The organism is Bartonella sp. HY761, from assembly GCF_026743145.1.
Lineage (GTDB): Bacteria > Pseudomonadota > Alphaproteobacteria > Rhizobiales > Rhizobiaceae > HY038.
This window is the reverse complement of record NZ_CP104887.1, coordinates 2,925,497-2,943,673: the sequence shown is the minus strand read 5'-3', so window position 1 is coordinate 2,943,673 and position 18,177 is coordinate 2,925,497. Positions and strand designations below refer to the sequence as shown.

The 18,177-nt window shown below is 41.0% G+C and carries 18 protein-coding genes; 11 read left to right on the top strand and 7 right to left on the bottom strand.

Annotated features, from left to right (window positions below):
• The first annotated feature begins 164 nt into the window (after nucleotides 1-164).
• Both N6A79_RS12760 and N6A79_RS12755 read left to right on the top strand, forming a co-directional pair.
• Entirely contained in the window at nucleotides 165-1,028 is an 864-nt protein-coding gene (locus tag N6A79_RS12760) for a cell wall hydrolase (RefSeq protein WP_268546230.1), read from the top strand.
• Between the two features lie 374 nt (nucleotides 1,029-1,402).
• Entirely contained in the window at nucleotides 1,403-1,714 is a 312-nt protein-coding gene (locus N6A79_RS12755; protein ID WP_262078954.1) for a hypothetical protein, read from the top strand.
• 259 nt (nucleotides 1,715-1,973) lie between these two features.
• Here the strand turns inward: N6A79_RS12755 and N6A79_RS12750 are convergent, their stop codons facing one another.
• The 5 genes from N6A79_RS12750 to N6A79_RS12730 form a co-directional block, all read right to left on the bottom strand.
• Complete coding sequence (locus tag N6A79_RS12750; RefSeq protein WP_262078953.1) at nucleotides 1,974-2,753, bottom strand: succinate dehydrogenase iron-sulfur subunit; 780 nt, start codon at nucleotides 2,751-2,753, stop codon at nucleotides 1,974-1,976.
• Nucleotides 2,754-2,765: 12 nt separating this feature from the next.
• Nucleotides 2,766-4,610 carry a succinate dehydrogenase flavoprotein subunit gene (sdhA, locus tag N6A79_RS12745; protein ID WP_268546229.1) on the bottom strand — a complete coding sequence of 615 codons (1,845 nt, stop codon included), beginning with the start codon at nucleotides 4,608-4,610 and terminating at the stop codon, nucleotides 2,766-2,768.
• A gap of 5 nt (nucleotides 4,611-4,615) precedes the next feature.
• Nucleotides 4,616-4,999 (bottom strand): succinate dehydrogenase, hydrophobic membrane anchor protein, encoded by a 384-nt coding sequence (gene sdhD, locus N6A79_RS12740; RefSeq protein ID WP_182417992.1) that lies wholly within the window; start codon nucleotides 4,997-4,999, stop codon nucleotides 4,616-4,618.
• A gap of 9 nt (nucleotides 5,000-5,008) precedes the next feature.
• On the bottom strand, nucleotides 5,009-5,407 hold the full coding sequence (gene sdhC, locus N6A79_RS12735; protein ID WP_262078950.1) for a succinate dehydrogenase, cytochrome b556 subunit: 399 nt from the start codon (nucleotides 5,405-5,407) through the stop codon (nucleotides 5,009-5,011).
• A gap of 401 nt (nucleotides 5,408-5,808) precedes the next feature.
• On the bottom strand, nucleotides 5,809-6,672 hold the full coding sequence (locus N6A79_RS12730; RefSeq protein ID WP_268546228.1) for a DUF4424 family protein: 864 nt from the start codon (nucleotides 6,670-6,672) through the stop codon (nucleotides 5,809-5,811).
• Nucleotides 6,673-7,353: 681 nt separating this feature from the next.
• Here N6A79_RS12730 and N6A79_RS12725 point away from each other — a divergent pair.
• From N6A79_RS12725 to N6A79_RS12690, 8 genes are all read left to right on the top strand, one after another.
• Complete coding sequence (locus tag N6A79_RS12725) at nucleotides 7,354-8,214, top strand: substrate-binding domain-containing protein (RefSeq protein WP_442784284.1); 861 nt, start codon at nucleotides 7,354-7,356, stop codon at nucleotides 8,212-8,214.
• Nucleotides 8,215-8,219: 5 nt separating this feature from the next.
• Nucleotides 8,220-9,749, top strand: coding sequence for a sugar ABC transporter ATP-binding protein (locus N6A79_RS12720; RefSeq protein ID WP_262078948.1), 1,530 nt, complete (start codon nucleotides 8,220-8,222; stop codon nucleotides 9,747-9,749).
• Nucleotides 9,746-10,723, top strand: coding sequence for an ABC transporter permease (locus tag N6A79_RS12715; protein ID WP_262078947.1), 978 nt, complete (start codon nucleotides 9,746-9,748; stop codon nucleotides 10,721-10,723). Before N6A79_RS12720 ends, N6A79_RS12715 begins: the two co-directional genes overlap by 4 nt.
• A 2-nt stretch (nucleotides 10,724-10,725) precedes the next feature.
• Complete coding sequence (locus N6A79_RS12710) at nucleotides 10,726-11,667, top strand: tagatose kinase (RefSeq protein ID WP_268546225.1); 942 nt, start codon at nucleotides 10,726-10,728, stop codon at nucleotides 11,665-11,667.
• Nucleotides 11,668-11,715: 48 nt separating this feature from the next.
• Nucleotides 11,716-12,996, top strand: coding sequence for a D-tagatose-bisphosphate aldolase, class II, non-catalytic subunit (locus N6A79_RS12705; protein ID WP_268546224.1), 1,281 nt, complete (start codon nucleotides 11,716-11,718; stop codon nucleotides 12,994-12,996).
• Nucleotides 12,997-13,182: 186 nt separating this feature from the next.
• Complete coding sequence (locus N6A79_RS12700) at nucleotides 13,183-14,232, top strand: LacI family DNA-binding transcriptional regulator (RefSeq protein WP_268547594.1); 1,050 nt, start codon at nucleotides 13,183-13,185, stop codon at nucleotides 14,230-14,232.
• Between the two features lie 108 nt (nucleotides 14,233-14,340).
• Nucleotides 14,341-14,919, top strand: coding sequence for a hypothetical protein (locus N6A79_RS12695; protein WP_268546223.1), 579 nt, complete (start codon nucleotides 14,341-14,343; stop codon nucleotides 14,917-14,919).
• A gap of 324 nt (nucleotides 14,920-15,243) precedes the next feature.
• Entirely contained in the window at nucleotides 15,244-15,696 is a 453-nt protein-coding gene (locus N6A79_RS12690; RefSeq protein ID WP_268546222.1) for an SH3 domain-containing protein, read from the top strand.
• An 81-nt stretch (nucleotides 15,697-15,777) separates the two neighbouring features.
• Here the strand turns inward: N6A79_RS12690 and N6A79_RS12685 are convergent, their stop codons facing one another.
• Together N6A79_RS12685 and N6A79_RS12680 are read right to left on the bottom strand one after the other, a co-directional pair.
• On the bottom strand, nucleotides 15,778-16,530 hold the full coding sequence (locus N6A79_RS12685) for a class I SAM-dependent methyltransferase (protein ID WP_262078940.1): 753 nt from the start codon (nucleotides 16,528-16,530) through the stop codon (nucleotides 15,778-15,780).
• Nucleotides 16,531-16,583: 53 nt separating this feature from the next.
• On the bottom strand, nucleotides 16,584-16,874 hold the full coding sequence (locus N6A79_RS12680) for a hypothetical protein (RefSeq protein ID WP_246708078.1): 291 nt from the start codon (nucleotides 16,872-16,874) through the stop codon (nucleotides 16,584-16,586).
• Between the two features lie 290 nt (nucleotides 16,875-17,164).
• On the opposite strand from N6A79_RS12680, the gene N6A79_RS12675 reads away from it, so the two are divergent.
• Complete coding sequence (locus N6A79_RS12675; RefSeq protein WP_182417981.1) at nucleotides 17,165-18,121, top strand: aldo/keto reductase; 957 nt, start codon at nucleotides 17,165-17,167, stop codon at nucleotides 18,119-18,121.
• Nucleotides 18,122-18,177: the final 56 nt, after the last annotated feature.

The following is an 18,177-nucleotide window of genomic DNA, read 5'->3' as shown; positions in this document are numbered from 1 at the left end:
TGAGTATAAAGCGATTATATTGCGTTGATTTGGTGTTTTTTATGACAAAATTGCCATTTTGCCTTTTTTTCGCCATATATATTACGATTGTGTAATCCGGCACTATGCCTTGGATAAATTAAAGAGTGAGAAGTCTATTGCGGTTTTCAATTAAAGCGAAATGGATGGCACTGGTGGGAGTATTGCTTGCTCCGCTTGTTGTTACAGGTTGTTCCAATAGTGGGAAGAGCATTGCAAGCCTTGGTGGTGAAAAGACTTATTCTTACCCATTAAGTGAGCGCACTTGTTTAGAGCGCGCAATGTTTTTTGAGTCTAACCGTTCTAGCCGTGAAGGCATGATTGCTGTTGGTACTGTGGTTATGAACCGCGTAAATTCAAGTCATTATCCAAAGACCATTTGTGCCGTAGTTGGTCAGCCTAAGCAATTTGCGCCAGGCGTATTGACCCGTCCAATGAATTCTAAAGCTATGCCTGATGTTCAAGCTGCTGCTGATGCCGTATTGCGCGGTGAACGCCACCAAAAATTGAAGAATGCTATGTTCTTCCATACTGCTGGTCTTAAATTCCCTTATCGCAATATGCATTATACTTTGGTTGCCGGTGGCAATGCGTTTTATGAAAAACGTGGCCGCGATGGCAATTTGCAGCTTGCAGTTAATGATCAGCCTTATAATGTTGCTTTAGCCTTTGCTCAGGAAAAGAACGGCGCAGCGCCGAAATTTGATCGCGTTATCCGTCAAGAAGCTGAAACTCGTAGCGAAGCCATTGCAGTTGCCCAAAACATTGAAACAGCTAAGCCTGTTGCAATGCAGCAAGTTGCTATGCGTGAAGCTGCACCAATCGCTAGTCAATCACAAACTCATGCAGTGCGACAGGATGCGGTTGCAGCAATTATCGAGCATGTCCCCGTGCCAATGCCATCGCCGCGTGCCGAGCATGAAGAGACTGTTGCCCTTGGTTATGCAATTCCTGAAGCCCGTCATGCTGATGTCATCGGTGCCATGTTATTGCGACAGCAAAACCAATAATATTAAGATTTAATGGTTATCGTTTTTTAAAGGGCGCTTTAAGCGCCCTTTAATTTATTAAAAACATTTTCATAATGGATAAAATGAATAAACTATTGCCCGCCTATTAATTTTACATCTCATTTGATAGTTGTAATATTAATTTAACAACTCAACGACTTTTGCTAAGGTTTAAGCGAAATTATAATGCATGAATTCGCTTTTTGATAAATTGCAAAGTGATAGCTGTGCCAATATGTGGTGCGCTCAATATCCCATAGTAGAACTGTATATGCGTGCTGAAAATGCGTTTATTGCAATATATAGTTAGAAAAATAATGATAATTATGAGCGAATCTAACGGCGATTTAGAAATATAGGACGAGGATGTAAGCATGCAAAATAAGATGGTTCGCAGACTTGTTTTAAAAGGTAGTGCCGCTTTAACGCTATTATCTTTGACACCTAGTTTCGGTATTTCAACTACTAACAAGGCTGGCTCTTTTGGCTGTTCTGCGCCAGAAAAATTAAATGAAGAAGATTTATCAAACTCGAAATCTTTGAAAGATAAAGAGCCTAAGCGAGCCATGGTCTATTGGCTTTATACAAAAGATGGTAGTAGCGTGGCGCAAGCTGATATTCACCAAGAAATTTATCGCAAACGTTTAATAGGATCAACGGCTGTCAGCCATAAAATCGCAGTTTAAGCTCGTATATAATAACGTTTGTTTTTAACCATTCTTAAACTTGTTGACTCATGGATTTAATGCAGTGGATTGCTAATTGTCTTCGGCTAAATATATAACCTAACAAAAGCCTTTGATCAAAAACGCCCTATTTTCATATGGTGTTTTGAATGCAATCTATACGTTATTGTGCGTAAATTCCAAATGGTAGAAACTTTGTAGCAAAAAAATGCCCTGAATTTTCATTCAGGGCATTTTAATAAATAAAGATAATGTTTAATTAGACCTGACGCTCGACCATTAATTTCTTAATTTCGGCAATTGCCTTGGCAGGATTAAGGCCTTTAGGGCAGGTTTGCGTACAGTTCATAATGGTATGGCAGCGATAAAGCCGGAAGGGATCTTCAAGCTTATCAAGGCGGTCACCAGTTGCTTCATCGCGTGAATCTGCAATCCAACGATAGGCCTGCAATAGAACTGAGGGCCCCAGATAACGGTCACCATTCCACCAATAGCTTGGGCAAGATGTTTGGCAGCAAGCACATAAAATGCACTCATAAAGCCCATCAAGTTTCAATCGGTCATCATGGCTTTGTAGCCATTCTTTTTCAGGGGTTGGCGATACGGTTTGTAACCAAGGCTCGATCAAACGATGCTGGGCATAGAAACGATTAAGATCTGGTACCAGATCCTTGACCACTGGCATTGAAGGCAATGGATAGACCTTAATTGGGTGCTTAACTTCATCCATGCCGGTAATACAAGCAAGGGTGTTAGAGCCATCAATATTCATGGCGCATGAACCGCAAATACCTTCACGGCAAGAACGGCGTAGCGTTAAAGTCGGGTCAACATGATTTTTGATGTATAAAAGACCATCCAAAATCATTGGCCCGCATGAATCGCGATCCACATAAAAAGTGTCAAGGCGTGGATTTTCGCCATCATCTGGCGACCAACGATAAATGCGAAATTCCGTTAAGTTCTGGTTTTGCTCTGGCTTTGGCCAGACCTTGCCTTTCTTAACCGTAGAATTTTTGGGAAGGGTCATTTGAACCATAATTTTGCTCCCCTAGTAAACGCGCTTCTTAGGCGCGATTTTCTTTGGATCAATACCACCATCTTCATAGCGGGTAAGTGGATCCACATGCACAGCACGATAGGAAAGACTAACTTCGCCTTCCGGTGAAAGATGAGATAGTGTATGCTTACGCCAGTTGACATCATCGCGATCTGGGAAGTCTTCACGGGCATGAGCGCCCCGGCTTTCCTTACGTGCAACAGCCGAGTAAACGGTACAAATTGCATTGGCCATCAGATTATCAAGTTCCAATGTTTCCATCAAATCTGAATTCCAGATCATCGAGCGGTCTGTCACTTTCACATCTGGTAATTCTTTCCAGATAGCAGAAATACGTTCGCAACCACTTACTAGCGAATCTTCTTGACGGAAAACAGCCGCATCTTCCTGCATGGCGCGTTGCATCTTGTCACGTAGCTCGGCTGTCGGGATTGAGCCATTGGCAAAACGAATGCGGTCAAAGCGTTCCATGATTTTGTCACAAGCTTCAATATTAAGCTCAGGAATTGGACCATCGCGGTCAATTACTTTTGAAGCCCGCAAAGCGGCAGCACGACCAAAAACCACCAAATCGATAAGCGAGTTAGAGCCAAGACGATTGGCACCATGAACTGAAGCGCAACCTGCTTCACCCACTGCCATTAGGCCTGGTTGAACGCGATCATTATCTTCTTCAGTTGGATTTAACACTTCGCCCCAATAATTGGTTGGAATACCGCCCATATTATAGTGAACGGTTGGCAATACTGGAATTGGGTCTTTGGTAAGATCAACACCAGCGAAAATACGGGCTGATTCAGAAATACCAGGTAAGCGTTCATGAAGAATAGCTGGATCAATGTGGCTAAGAACGAGAAAAATATGGTCTTTCTTTGGACCAACGCCACGTCCTTCGCGAATTTCAATGGTCATGCAGCGTGATACAACGTCACGCGATGCGAGATCCTTGAAAGATGGCGCATAACGCTCCATAAAGCGCTCACCCTCAGAGTTGATGAGATACCCGCCTTCACCGCGTGCGCCTTCAGTAATCAAACAGCCAGAGCCGTAAATACCCGTTGGGTGGAATTGTACAAATTCCATATCCTGCAAAGGAAGACCTGCACGTGCAACCATGCCGCCGCCATCACCAGTACAGGTATGGGCAGAAGTTGCTGAGAAGTAAGCGCGGCCATAACCACCAGTTGCTAACACAACCATCTTGGCAGAAAAACGGTGAATTGTACCGTCATCAAGGTTCCAAGCCACAACGCCAGTACAAACACCGTCGGTCATGATGAGATCAAGTGCGAAATATTCAATGAAAAATTGCGCATTATGTTTTAGGCTTTGGCCATAAAGCGTATGTAAAATAGCGTGGCCAGTACGGTCGGCAGCCGCGCAAGTACGCTGCACGGGTGGGCCTTCACCAAATTCAGTGGTATGGCCACCAAAGGGGCGTTGATAAATCTTGCCTTCTTCGGTACGCGAGAATGGCACGCCATAATGTTCAAGCTCATAAACCGCAGCAGGTGCTTGACGGGTGAGATATTCCATCGCATCCATGTCGCCAAGCCAGTCAGAGCCCTTGATGGTGTCATACATGTGCCATTGCCAGTTATCAGGTCCCATATTGGATAGGGATGCTGCAATGCCGCCCTGTGCGGCTACTGTATGCGAGCGGGTTGGGAACACCTTGGTAATACAAGCGGTTTTAAAACCTTGCTCGGCCATGCCCAAGGTTGCACGCAAACCAGAGCCACCAGCGCCAACAACAATAACATCGAACTCGTGGTCGATATATTGATAGGATTTTTTATCCTGCGCTGCCGAAGCATTTGAATTATTACTTGCCATGGAATTTAACCTCCCAAAGCGATTTTTACGAGTGCAAAAAGGCAGGCTGCACCCATAATGAAACAAAAGAAAATATTAAGCGATAGGATAAAAACGCGGAGATAATGATTAGGGAAATAATCCTCAATAATTACCTGCATGCCTAATTTCATATGATAAATGCCAGCAATAACCATTACTGCCATAACAACTGCAATAATCGGGTTTGATAAATAGCTGATAACGGTTGCATAATCTTTACCAACCAACATGATGAGCAAGATGATAAAGAAAATAAATAGCGGCACATTTGCAAAGGCTGTCAAACGTTGGCGCCAAAAATGGTCAGTACCATGTTTAGCGGAGCCAAGACCAATGCTTTTATTAAGCGGTGTTCTAAAATCTTTCATCACACCCTCCTAGCGCACAATATAGCCGACAATCCAAATAAGGAGTGTCAGAACAATTGAAACTACAATGGTTGACCAAGCCGTTTTGGTGGCTAAGTTTTTCTCTAAAAGAGCAGGGTTGGTATCCCAGAATAAATGGCGCACACCACCAACGAGATGGTGAACAAGTGCCAAAGTATAAAGGAATAGTACCGTGCGCCCTAAAAATGAGCCAAAGAGCCAATTAACTTTTTCAAAAGCAACTTCACCCATTGATGCTGAAATAATCCAAGCAGCAAATAAAAATGTGCCGAAATAAAGCGCGCCACCTGTCGCGCGATGGGCAATAGACATTGCCATCGTAATCGGCCAACGGTAAATCTGAACGTGGGGTGAAAGAGGCCGTCCAGAAGGTGTCGTATCTGTCATGAGCGTTCCTGACCTGACATGTGATCGTGATATTGCAAAAAACAATATCGGCAAAATAATGAATCCGTTTCCATTCTCTAAAGAATCAAAACAGCTTTTTCTGCCGTGTAAGAAAAAATTCTCACACATTCGACCGACTGCCTGATGAAGCGGATTAAAGGTCACGTTCACGGGCGTACGGCTTGGCAACGGCGCAAAACGCCGCTCAGCTTGCTTTGCTTCTAATGCGGAATTTGATTCACGTCAAAGCAAGAAAGCATTTTTTCGATCAAAAGATTGAGAAAATAGAAAAAAATGTGTAAAAATATAGTTTTAATCGTTTGAAAAACTTGATTAAAATTTGAAGGTTTTTTAGTTTTTTATTAAAAAACGACTCAATTCGATTCTCTTATATTTTCCTATTATTCAAAAAATGGTTTTCCATCTTTTACCCAACCTCCAATGATGAGAATATAAAGGTCATTTCGTGGTGTATAATTTTTGGCTTTCATTTCAAATTGGGTAGATCCAATTTTTTTGACATTTTTACCGCAAAAGGTAACAATGGAATCGGGATCGCCTTTGTCCACGACCAAGCGAAAATCACCAATGGTTCCACCTGCCCAATTGCCTCCAGTTTTTAAAATATAGCCAATGTCGTCATATAAGGCATCTAGACCCTGTTTTTGTTTTTTTGCCATTGCATTGAAAAATCCGCGATCGGGGCAATACTCGCTCGTCGCCATTTCGGTTAAATTTTGTACTGGATTTAATACAGCGCTACCAGTAATTGGCCTGTATTCATGGCGGACTTTAATTTTTTTATTTGCTGGAAAATTTTGATGCCAGTAATAGGTTATTTGAAAAACTTCCTGATCTGCATATTCACCAAAGCCTATTGTTTCTTGCTTATTATAGTTGGTGTTGACCCGTTTGCCTTCAACAAAGGTTTTAAAGTCAACGAAGTTATCACCAATTGCATCAGGCGTTGCTGTTACTCCGGCGCCCGTATCACTTTCCGGTTCGACGGGGTGGGGCGGTAAGGGAAAGGCAACAATGGTATTAATATCGCGGTTAGATTTGTTTTCAAAAACATAGTTGACGATAATTTTGTCTGCAGAAATATAAAGATCTTCGGAGATCATGGCGATGTTTTCAAGTTTTTGCAAGACAAGACCACCACCAACCAGTTTAGCCCCGCTATCATTAGCCTCTGTCATTGTTGGAAAATAAACCAAGCTTGCTGTAAATGTTAAAATCTTAAATAGAGTATATATTGGTTTCATAAAATCACTTTTAAAATGCGATTATTCATCATCACATTGTTTTTCTAAATTCATTTACAAAAAATATAACCGTAGCCGTTGGTTTGGTGGAGACAATATTAATAAAACCGACCCAATGATTGATGAGGTGTCAATTGTTAGTTTGACCATATGTTATTGAGAAGTGATTTCAATCAATAGCCCATCAAGACTGCAAAGTGATTCACATAAATTTTATTAAAAAATACGCAAGATAAAATGGTTTTTGCGCAAATTTGGATGCGGAAAAGCAAAAATATGAAAAAATATATATGCATTTTTTACATTAAACCGATTTAAAAGTGCTTTGAATAAAATTTAAATTTGACACGAGTAAAAATTTACCCTTACACTCAGCATCGTGAGAAGCAGAGGAGTTGGCGGATTTTATTAAAGGCGTTTTTTCGCCTATCAAATTAAGTTATTGGATGTTTTAGCAAGCTATTTTAGCGAAATTCTGCAATTACAATTCTTTAATTACAATGGTTTGGCATATAAAAAGCTTTTTAAAAAATCGGACTCATATTTAAGCTGTTCTGATGCTTTGGTTGTCCAAATGTTTGGGATTATCCAAATGTCTGGATGTCTTTAATGATCGCAAATGCGTTTCGTGCAAATATTATGGAGATTTACATGGGTATTAAAAAGACAATCTTTACATTGATGTTAAGTGCAGCAGCTTGCTTTACGTCAAATGCTTTTGCAGATGGTATTGGTGCTTCACTCCTTACCCAGCAGCATCCATTTTATATTGAACTTGCAGATGCTATGAAAGCTGAAGCCAAGGAAAAAAATGTTGCATTGGAAGTAAGCATTGCAAACCAAGATCTTAATAAGCAATTATCCGATGTTGAAGATTTTATTACCAAAGGCGTTGACGTTATCATAATTTCACCGGTTGACAGTAAAGGCGTTTATGCGGCAATTGCAAAAGCCAATGCCGCTGGCATCAAGGTAATTACGGTAGATGTTCCTGCCGCGGAAGGTGATGTTATTTCTCATATTGGTACCGATAATTATACTGGCGGCGTTAAAGCTGGTGAATTGATGGCCAAGATCCTTGATGGCAAGGGTGAAGTTGCAATCATCGATTATCCAACCGTGCAGTCGGTTGTAAACCGTATCGAAGGCTTTAAAAAAGCGCTTGAAAGCTATCCTGATATCAAAATTGTTGCTCAACAAGCAGGCATCACTCGTGCCGATGCTTTGTCTGTGGCGCAAAACATCCTTCAAGCCAATAATAATATTACTGGTATTTTCGGCTTTGGTGATGATGCTGCCCTAGCCGCAGCTGTTGCCGTTAAAGCTGCGAATATGAGTGATAAGGTTGCTGTTATCGGCTTTGATGGCATGAAAGAAGCGCGCGATGCAGTTGATAGTGATCCAGTAATGGTGGGCGTCATTCAACAGTTCCCTGATCAAATGGGTAAACTTGCCGTTGATACGGCTGTAAAAGTCATTGCTGGCGAAGAAGTACCTGCTGAGCAGCCAATCGTTCCTGGTGTTTATACAAAGCAGAAATAGGTTAAATGATGGACCGGACAGATAAAATCATCCTTTCCTTGAAGGATATTCAAAAGTACTTTGGCCCAGTAAAAGCTATTAAAAATATGCAACTTACTGTGCGCCAAGGAACTGTGCATACTTTATTGGGTGAAAACGGTGCCGGTAAATCCACCTTAATGAAAATTCTTGCGGGCGTTTATCCGCAAACGGCAGGGCAAATCATATTTGATGGTGAGCCATATAGCCCCAAAAATCCGCGTGAAGCGGTTGCTAAAGGCTTATCGATTGTTTTTCAAGAGTTAAGCCTTTGCAATAATATGAGTGTTGCTGAAAATATTTTTGCAACCCATGAGCCACAACGTTTTGGCTTTATTAATGACAGGCAATTACGCAAAGAAGCTGATGAGTTGATCGCCTATTTAGAGCTACCAATCCGTGCTAAAGACAAAGTTAATGACCTTTCAATTGCCCAGCGCCAATTGGTCGAAATTGCCAAAGGTTTGAGTAAACCAGCTAAAGTTCTTATTCTTGATGAGCCGACCTCATCACTATCCGATTCAGAAGCCGAAATCTTATTTTCACTGATCGACCGTTTAAAAGAACGTGGAACAGCTATCATTTATATTTCCCACCGCATGGAAGAAATCATGCGTTTATCGGATGATATAACGGTTGTACGTGATGGCGAATATATCGACACAAAACGTCGTCAGGATACCAATATTGATGAATTAATTGCGATGATGGTCGGGCGAAAAATGGATGAAATCTATCCCCCCGCTCTTTCTAGCCCTAATTTTGAAAAAATATCTCCAATTTTAGAAGTAGAAAAACTATCGTATAAAGATGAATTTCAAGATGTTTCTTTTGCCATTCGTCCGGGTGAAATATTAGGCTTTTTTGGTCTGGTTGGTTCTGGTCGCTCTGAAGTGATGAATGCCATATTCGGCATGAAAAAGGCAAGTGGGACCATACGCCTTGAGGGTAAGGCCGTTAATTTTAAGAGTGCTGCGGAATCTATCGCTGCCGGTATTGGCTTTGTAACAGAAAACCGCAAAGAGGAAGGTTTGATCCTAAATGCGAATGTTATGCATAATATTTCTATGGCATCGCTTAAAGGATTTACCAATAAATTAGGCTTCATGAACTTTGGCGCAGAGAAAAAAGTTGCGCTTCAAGAAGCAGAGCGCCTGTCGGTAAAAGCTAGTGGTTTAGACACAGTGGTGAATACTCTATCGGGCGGAAACCAACAAAAAATCGTTTTTGCTAAATGGCTTCTAACCCATCCTAAGGTTCTCATTTTAGATGAGCCAACGCGCGGTGTTGATGTTGGCGCCAAATTTGAAATCTATAAAATTATTAGACAATTAGCTGATGAGGGAACAGCAATACTTCTCGTTTCCTCAGAACTGCCCGAGGTTTTGGGCCTTGCTGATCGTCTCATCGTTATGACTGAAGGGTGCATTACCGCCACGCTTAATGGTGCAGATATGACACCACAAAATGTTATGGCTTTTGCCACCGGAACGGTTGCCACAGGAATAGTTAAATGAAACAGTCCGCACAACTCCTAAAATCACCAAATAATGAATTAAAAAATTCTATCCAGCGCTATGGTGGCATTTTAATGGCTCTGGTCATTCTTTGCGTCATTTTTAGCTTATATACCAAAGGTAGCTTTGCAACTTTTGGCAATATTTCTAATATCTTACAGCAGGTTGCTGTGGTTGCTATTGCAGCATTTGGTATGACTTGGGTAATTTTGCTTGGTGAAATAGATCTGTCTATCGGCTCAATTATTGCGGTCGCTGGCATGGTTGGTGCGCAAATACTGGCTCTTGGTTATGGATTTGTGCCTGCAATTATTATTACCTTACTTGCTGGGGCATTAATGGGCTTTATCAATGGTGCATTGACCGCGAAATTACTATTGCCGTCCTTTATTGTTACCGTTGCTACAATGGGGATTTATCGCGGTCTTGTTAATTTGCCAACCAACGGCTCACCAGAAATGATTAGAGATCCTTCTTGGATTGCTATTGGTTCTGGCAATTTTTTAAATTTGCCGATTATCATCTGGATTGTTGTTGCAATGTTTTTGTTTAATCATATTCTTTTATCAAAAACAACTTTTGGACGACGTACTTATCTAACTGGTGGTAATAAGGAAGCTGCTTTATATTCAGGAATTAAGGTTGACCGCCTAAAAATCCAAATTTTTATTTTATCAGGCGTTATGGCTGCCATTGCTGGTATATTATTATCATCACGCCTTTATTCGGCGCAAACCAATGCGGGCGTAAATAATGAACTTGATGCCATTGCTGCCGCTGTACTTGGCGGTGCTAGTCTATCTGGCGGTGTTGGTACCATGGTTGGGACTTTGTTTGGTGCACTTATCATTGGTGTGTTGAACAATGGCATGAATATGATGTCTGTTCCCTTTTTTTTCCAGCTTATTGTTAAAGGTTTGGTTATCTTAATCGCTGTTTGGTTTGATGTAAGAGCCAAAAGAAAAAGAGGTTAATCATGGGTAAAGTTTTAACCATCGGCGAAATTTTGGTAGAGATTGTTGCAACGACTAAAGGTGATGGTTTTTTAAGTGCGCAGCCGCTTATTGGACCGTTTCCATCGGGTGCACCAGCTATTTTTATCGATCAAGTTGGCAAATTGGATACACCATGCGCGATTATTTCTCGCGTTGGAAATGATGATTTTGGCCGCGTCAATATCGATCGATTAAAAGCTGATGGCGTTGATGTTTCAGCTATTGAGATTGCCCAAGGTGAGTCAACCGGCAGTGCTTTTGTGCGCTATCGCGAGGATGGCAGCCGCGCTTTTGTTTATAATATCCGCTATAGTGCATGTGGCACTTTAAACACCACTCAAAGCGCTAAGGATATGATTAAGGATTGCGATCATCTTCATGTTATGGGGTCGGCTTTTTCAGCGCCTGAACTTGGCGCCATGGTTATTGAAGCTGCAAAGGCAATAAAACATAAGGGTGGCACAATTTCCTTCGATCCCAATTTGCGCCCTGAATTATTGAATACCCCTGGTCTTAAACAATCTTGCGAATTTATTCTATCTATCACTGATCTTTTTATGCCGTCTGGTGAAGAAGTTTTCTTATTTGAAAAAGCTGGCAATGAAGAAGAAGCGGTCAATCATCTATTGGCGCGTGGTATTAAAACCATTGTGGTGAAGCGTGGGGAAAAAGGTGCGAGCCTTTATGAAAATGGCAAGCGGTTTGACGCGCAAGCTTTTAAAGTTGAGGAAAAAGATCCAACTGGCGCAGGTGATTGTTTTGGCGGAGCATTTTTGAGTTTTTGGCTCAAAAATACCGATCCGCAACAAGCGCTTGATTTTGCCAATGCTGCAGGTGCGCGTGCGGTTAGCGAAATTGGCCCTATGGAGGGAACGTCAACCCTTGCCGATCTCGAGCGCTTTATTGCGCAAAAAGCACTTTGATCATTTGGACAAAAATTTGTTAAACCTGCACTCGTAAAAGGATATTCCATGACTAAAAATCCTCTGCAATCCATTTCAAATTGGCGTCAACAATCGGGGCCATCTGGCATACCGTCTATTTGCACAGCGCACCCCATGGTTATTGAGGCGGCAATGCGTGCAACCATGCCAACGCCATTGCCACTATTGATTGAAGCAACCTGCAATCAAGTTAATCAAGATGGTGGCTATACTGGCATGACACCACAAGATTATAAAAATTTTGTGCTAGATATTGCCCAAAACTGTAACTTTCCAGTTGAACGTTTAATCTTTGGTGGTGATCACCTTGGACCTAATCCGTGGAAAAATTTAGCCGCAGAAGAAGCTATGGATAAAGCCGAAGTCATGATCCGTGCCTATTCGGCTGCCGGTTTTACCAAGTTGCATTTAGATTGTTCCATGGGCTGTCTTAATGAACCTTTGGCACTTGATGATAATATTATTGCGCTGCGTGCTGCCCGACTTGCCAAGGCTGCAGAAGAAGCAAGAGCACAAGGGGCAATCGCCCCTGTTTACATTATTGGAACTGAAGTACCAGTGCCTGGTGGTGCTTTGGAGGAAATCGAGGGACTTGAGGTAACGAACAAAGATGCCGCCCTTACAACTTATGATATTCATAAGAAGGCATTTATAGCACAAGGCTTAGGTGATGCTTTTTCACGAGTTATTGGCCTTGTTGTGCAGCCAGGTGTTGAGTTTGGCAATCATAATGTCATTGATTATGATCCGCAAGCTGCAGTCACTCTCTGTTCTGCATTGCCGCTTATGTCGAATATTGTATTTGAGGCGCATTCCACCGATTATCAAACCCGCGCCGCTTTAACGGCTTTGGTTAATGATGGATTTGGTATTTTAAAAGTTGGCCCCGGCCTTACCTTTGTTATGCGTGAAACCTTATATGGTCTTGATATGATTGCAGAAGAGCTTTTTGCAGGGCGACGTCAGAAGACTTTGCGCCAAACCATGGAAGAGGTCATGCTCAGCTCTCCTGCTAATTGGGATCGCTATTATCACGGTGATCAACATGAATTGGCCTTGCAGCGCCATTTTTCTTATAGCGACCGTATCCGCTATTATTGGCCTGATGAAAAAGCTAATCGTGCGGTTGAAGAACTCTTGGGGTTATTTGACAATGTCACATTGCCAGAAACTCTTATCGGGCAATATCTTGGCGGCCTTTATCATGATGTGCGTAGCCAACGCCTGCCAGCTAATGCCAAGGATTTGGTGTTCGCAAGCATTGAAAAAGCAATCAATGATTATATTGCTGCTTGTTGGCAAGCTTAAATTGCAAAATTAAGGACATTGTCTGGCTTTGGTTGAAACGATAGTGAAAGCCAGACATGTTTTTTAGATTAAAACGCCTGAAGGTATTTGTATAAAAATAAAAGATAACACTTTTTGTTGGGTAAAAGATTAAAAATGAAAAAAATAAATTCGATACCTGAAATTCGTACCCCGGAAATTCGTACAATGGAAGAGTTTGCTAGCCATATCGGATTATCACGCCCAACAGTATCCAAATATTTTAATGATCCAACATCGATTAGAAATTCAACACGCTTACTCATTGAAAACGCTTTAGCTGAGTTTGATTTTCGCCCTAATCTATTTGCGGTTAATTTAAAGCGCCGGCGTACTAAAATTTTGGGCGTTATTATTCCAGATACGCTTGATCCATTTTATATGGAGCTTACCCGCAAAATTGAAGAAATTGCCGAAAAAAATGGCTATTTTGCTGTTGTCTTGAGCTCGCAAGGGCAAGTATCAAGACAATCTGATGCGATTGAACGATTGCAATCCATGCATATTGCTGGTGCAATCATTGCACCAATTGCCCATTCGGCAAGCCAAGATAAATTAAATTCTTTAGCTGATCGCATTCCCCTTGTTTATGTCGATAGTAAGGAAGAAAGTGATGTACCCTTTGTTGGCACTGATAACCGCCAAAGCCTTGGCCTTATCATTGATTATTTATGCCGATCAGGAGAACCGCCGTGCTTTTTGGGTATGCCGGGGGTGAATGCCAATTCAACATCACGCCGCCACGCTTATGAAGAAGCGATGATACGCAACGGTTTTAAACCTCTTATATTGCCAGTTGATAGCTCAAATAGCTGGGAATTCGAAAAATTTGGCTATGAGCAAACAATAAAAAACGTTAAAAGCGGTCTGCCAACCAATACAATATTATGTGCTAATGATCGCATTGCTTTTGGCGCTTTGCATGCTGCATGGGAAATGGGCATTAAAGTGGGGCATGGTTTACCAAGCAGCGAACTACGCATCGCTGGCCATGATGACCATCCGCTTGCGCGTTATACATCACCACCCCTTACAACCGTTGCACAAGATTATGCGCTGATTGCACAAATTGCCATGCAAAAACTAATGGATTTGTTTGATAATGAAGATCGGCAAGAACCATCTAAGCTAAAAGAACATGTAGAGAGTAAAGATCAATTAAAGCAAAAAGACCAGACATTGCTTAAAGCAAGCCTAATGCTAAGACGATCAGCTTAAACGGTTGTCTAGCCAATTTGAATTATAAACTAAATTTTTCTTTGATGAAAGTATAGTAATAACAGGTAACAATGGTCATATTTGTTAGACTATTTAAATAAATAGAATATGGCTATTTTAGGAAATTACTTAATGCTATCATACGCTTATTGGGGACATATCAAGAGTAATTATCATTTTAGCGATTTTAATGCGCAATCTTTTGCTATTATGAACTGTTTTAATCGACAGTTCACCCAGTTTGATTATAACTCCCCTTTTTTTCAAAGTTATGGATATAGAAGTTACGGAAGGCTTATTAAACGAGCTTTAGAATATAATGATGCCTTGAGTAAAGTTTTTCATATCTCACTTGAAGTGACCGATAAATCAGATTGTTATATCGAGAGTTTTAATTTAAGCATTGCCTTTCGCAATCCACTTTATCAATGTGAAGATAAAGCACCAATAAGACAAAATTGTCAGCTCATTGCATTTAATTTTAAAAAGAATTTTACTTTAGACGAAAATTTTAGCCAAGCTGTTGGTCTTTTCGATGCTCTGGCGACGCGCGCTTTAGATTTAAAGCAATTTGCGATACTTGAGAGCAATGAGTTTTTAAATATTGAATATTATCACGCCGGTGTCAATAATATTGCCTTAGTACCATCATTGGGCGTTGTGGTGCTACAAAAGAAAAATTTTTAAAATTAATATTATTGTTTTTTATCAATAGCTTATAATAAAAGTAAAAAAATAATGAATTTTTCTCAAAAAACTTTGGAACTTTTTCGTGATCGAACCGTTAACGGTGCAACAAGGCTAACAAAAGGTAAATAAGCCGAGAAACTTAAACAATTAATCAGATAACTTAGAAGAATCTAATAAACGGAAGCAAATTGGTTTCCCGTTAACGATCTAACCTTGCCTAAATTTAAAGTGATTTAACGCAAAACCAGCTTTTGCGAACGAGAAAGCTTTGTTTAAACACGGTTGGGCGGTTCTTCCAAAACAAATTTAAGGATAAAGATCATGAACCGTTTTGCAAAATCAATCATCGCTGCTTCAACTCTAGCAATAGCTGTAATCGCTAGCGCACTTACTGCACAAGCAACCACACTTTCAGCTCCTGCCTTATCATTGCATAATGCACCTGCAACAAGTGCGGCCGTAACCAGCAATATTGCTAAGGGTACTCAAGTTAATGTTGGCGTTTGCAATTCAGCTTGGTGCTATGTAACTGCAGGCAACCAAAAAGGTTGGGTTGAAACCAATAAGCTTTCAACGCAATTAGCTGCTGCAAATAGCCGTGCTCGCACAATGGCAGTTAGCGGTGGTGCAGGCGGCTCTGCTGCAACTGGTGGCCGTACAGCATCTGCTGGCTTAAATATTTCAATCACCATTGTTCCTGAAAAGTCAGAAGCAAAGGCTGCAAACCACAATCGCATTAATGTTGCTAAAATTGCACCACAAAACTTGCGTTAAGAATTTCACAAATCCCCGTTAGCTAAAATCAAGCTAACCAATTGGCCTATCTGATTTCATGATCGATCAGATAGGTCTTTTTTATTGTTTTAAATGTTGTTCACCACGTGTAAGCGTTGTTTGCGGGGTAAAAACGGGTGAAAATATCCGCCGTGAATTACGCTTTAACAGTGGGATGCCTTGACTGATATGCTTGGTTGCTTCAAGAACGAGAGCGCCACCAAAATAAGGAAAAAAACGCTTTTGCATTTTTTCAAAAAGCGTGGAAAAGCGCCGGATATTTAAATTTCTTTGCGGTAAAAAATGCAGCGTTTCGCTAAGTGATTGACATGTAAAACCAGCATTGGTCACAATTTGGTTTAGTTGGCCACGGCTATAGGGTTCGCCGGAGCCAAAGGGAGTTGCATCAGAACCTGCCCAAAAGCCACGTCGGTTTGGTGCAATAATAATGAGTTTGCCATTAGGAGCTAAAACCCGCCATAATTCACGCAGGGTTTCGCTCGCGTTTTCAGTTTGTTCTAAGGCATGCACAAGGATGATCTTGTCAAGACAACCGTCGGCGAGGGGCAAATCTTCTTCAAAGACCAAGGCAGTTGCAACATTTTGGCTATCTGGCCAAGTTGAAGCGCCTTGCCGCGCCGGCATAAAAGCAAAACAACAATCACATTTTAGGCGAAATGGTTCAAGATAAGGAACGCAATAACCAAGTCCCATAATCCTTTCATCATTGCGGATTGGAATATGTGGCTGAAGTGCGTTATTTAAATTTTGCTGCACCTTTTTACCTAAAGGCGATTGATAAAACTTTTGCAAAGAGTGAATATCAAGATACATTGCGTGCCTACCCTTTGCGCTAAGATGAAATTTGAATGCGTTTTAAAATGTCGTTATTGCCAACAACCTATTTGACGACCTCGCAAATTATGAGCATCAAGATCGACAAGGAGACGCTGGTCTTTTTCCAGTAAATAATAACGCGTGCTATTCTTAATCTCAAGCTTTTGCCAACCAGCGCATTGGGTTGGCATAGATGGTTGCGAAAATGCGATTTTTTCGCTCCACGCTGTTGCTTTGGCAGTGCAACCACATAAAAATGGTAGCCCGATTATCGGTAGTGCTGCTAAAGCACGTCTATTTTGGGTTAAGTTTTGAAGAACAGTTTTTGAAAAAGACGACATAAATCCCCCGCAAATTGCCAAATCTCATTTAAATAACGATAGTGTTATTGGTAAGTTATTTTATAATGATTAGATATTACTCGCTGTATGGCTTAAAGCATAGCAAAAAAATATGCGTCTATCCATATATATGTTTTTGATATAAATGAGTGAATTGATTTATCATAAATATTTGCTAGGCTTTTGATGCAGCGTCTGTCTTAGTTTAAATGGTTTTTGCCAGATAATAACAAAAATCATATGCAATTTCCTATAAGCTTGTTAAACAAATTTTATGTAAGGAACAAATTATGGAATACCGTGCATTAGGAAAAACTGGGTTTAACATTGCGCCTTTAGTTTTTGGTGCCAATGTTTTTGGCTGGACTGTTGATGAAAAACGCTCATTTAATTTACTTGATGCTTTTGTTGATGCAGGCTTAAATGCAATCGATACAGCCGATGCTTATTCAACTTGGGCGCCGGGCAATAAGGGTGGAGAATCTGAAACCATCATTGGCAATTGGCTAAAGCAAAATCCAACGAAGCGCGAAAAGGTCGTTATTATTACTAAAGTTGGCTCGGATATGTTGGAGCCTGGTAAAAAAGGGCTATCGGCGCGTTGGATAAAACAAGCGGCTGAAGATTCTTTAAGACGCTTACAAAGTGAAGCTATTGATGTTTATTTATCCCACTGGCCTGACCCAGAAACCAGCCATGAAGAAACATTGCGTGCTTATGAAGACCTTATAAATTCCGGTAAAGTGCGTGCAATTGGTTGCTCTAACTATGATGCAAAACTTTTAAAGAGCGCGCTTGATACATCAAAATCCTTGAATTTGCCAAGCTATCAAGTGCTTGAGCCTGAATATAATCTTTATGATCGCAGCGGTTTTGAAGGCGAACTTGCCGATCTTTGCTGCCAAGAAGGTTTGGGTGTCATCACCTATTTCAGTCTTGCATCTGGTTTTCTTTCGGGAAAATATCGCAGCCAAAAAGATGTTGAGGGCAAAGCGCGCCAACGCATGGTTGAAAAATATGTCAATGAACGTGGCCTGCATATTCTTGATGTGCTTGATGGCATATCAAAGGCACATAATGCAACCAATGCTGAAGTGGCGCTTGCTTGGATTATTGCACAAAAGGCAGTGACCGCACCTATTGCTAGTGCTACAAGTCTTGAACAATTGGCAAGCCTTGTTAAAGCAACGACCCTTAAACTAAGCAATGACGATATAACACATTTGACTAATGCCAGCGCTTTTTAAACAAGCTAGGGATTAAATTCCATATTGTTAAAATATAAAATTGTGAGCAAATCCAT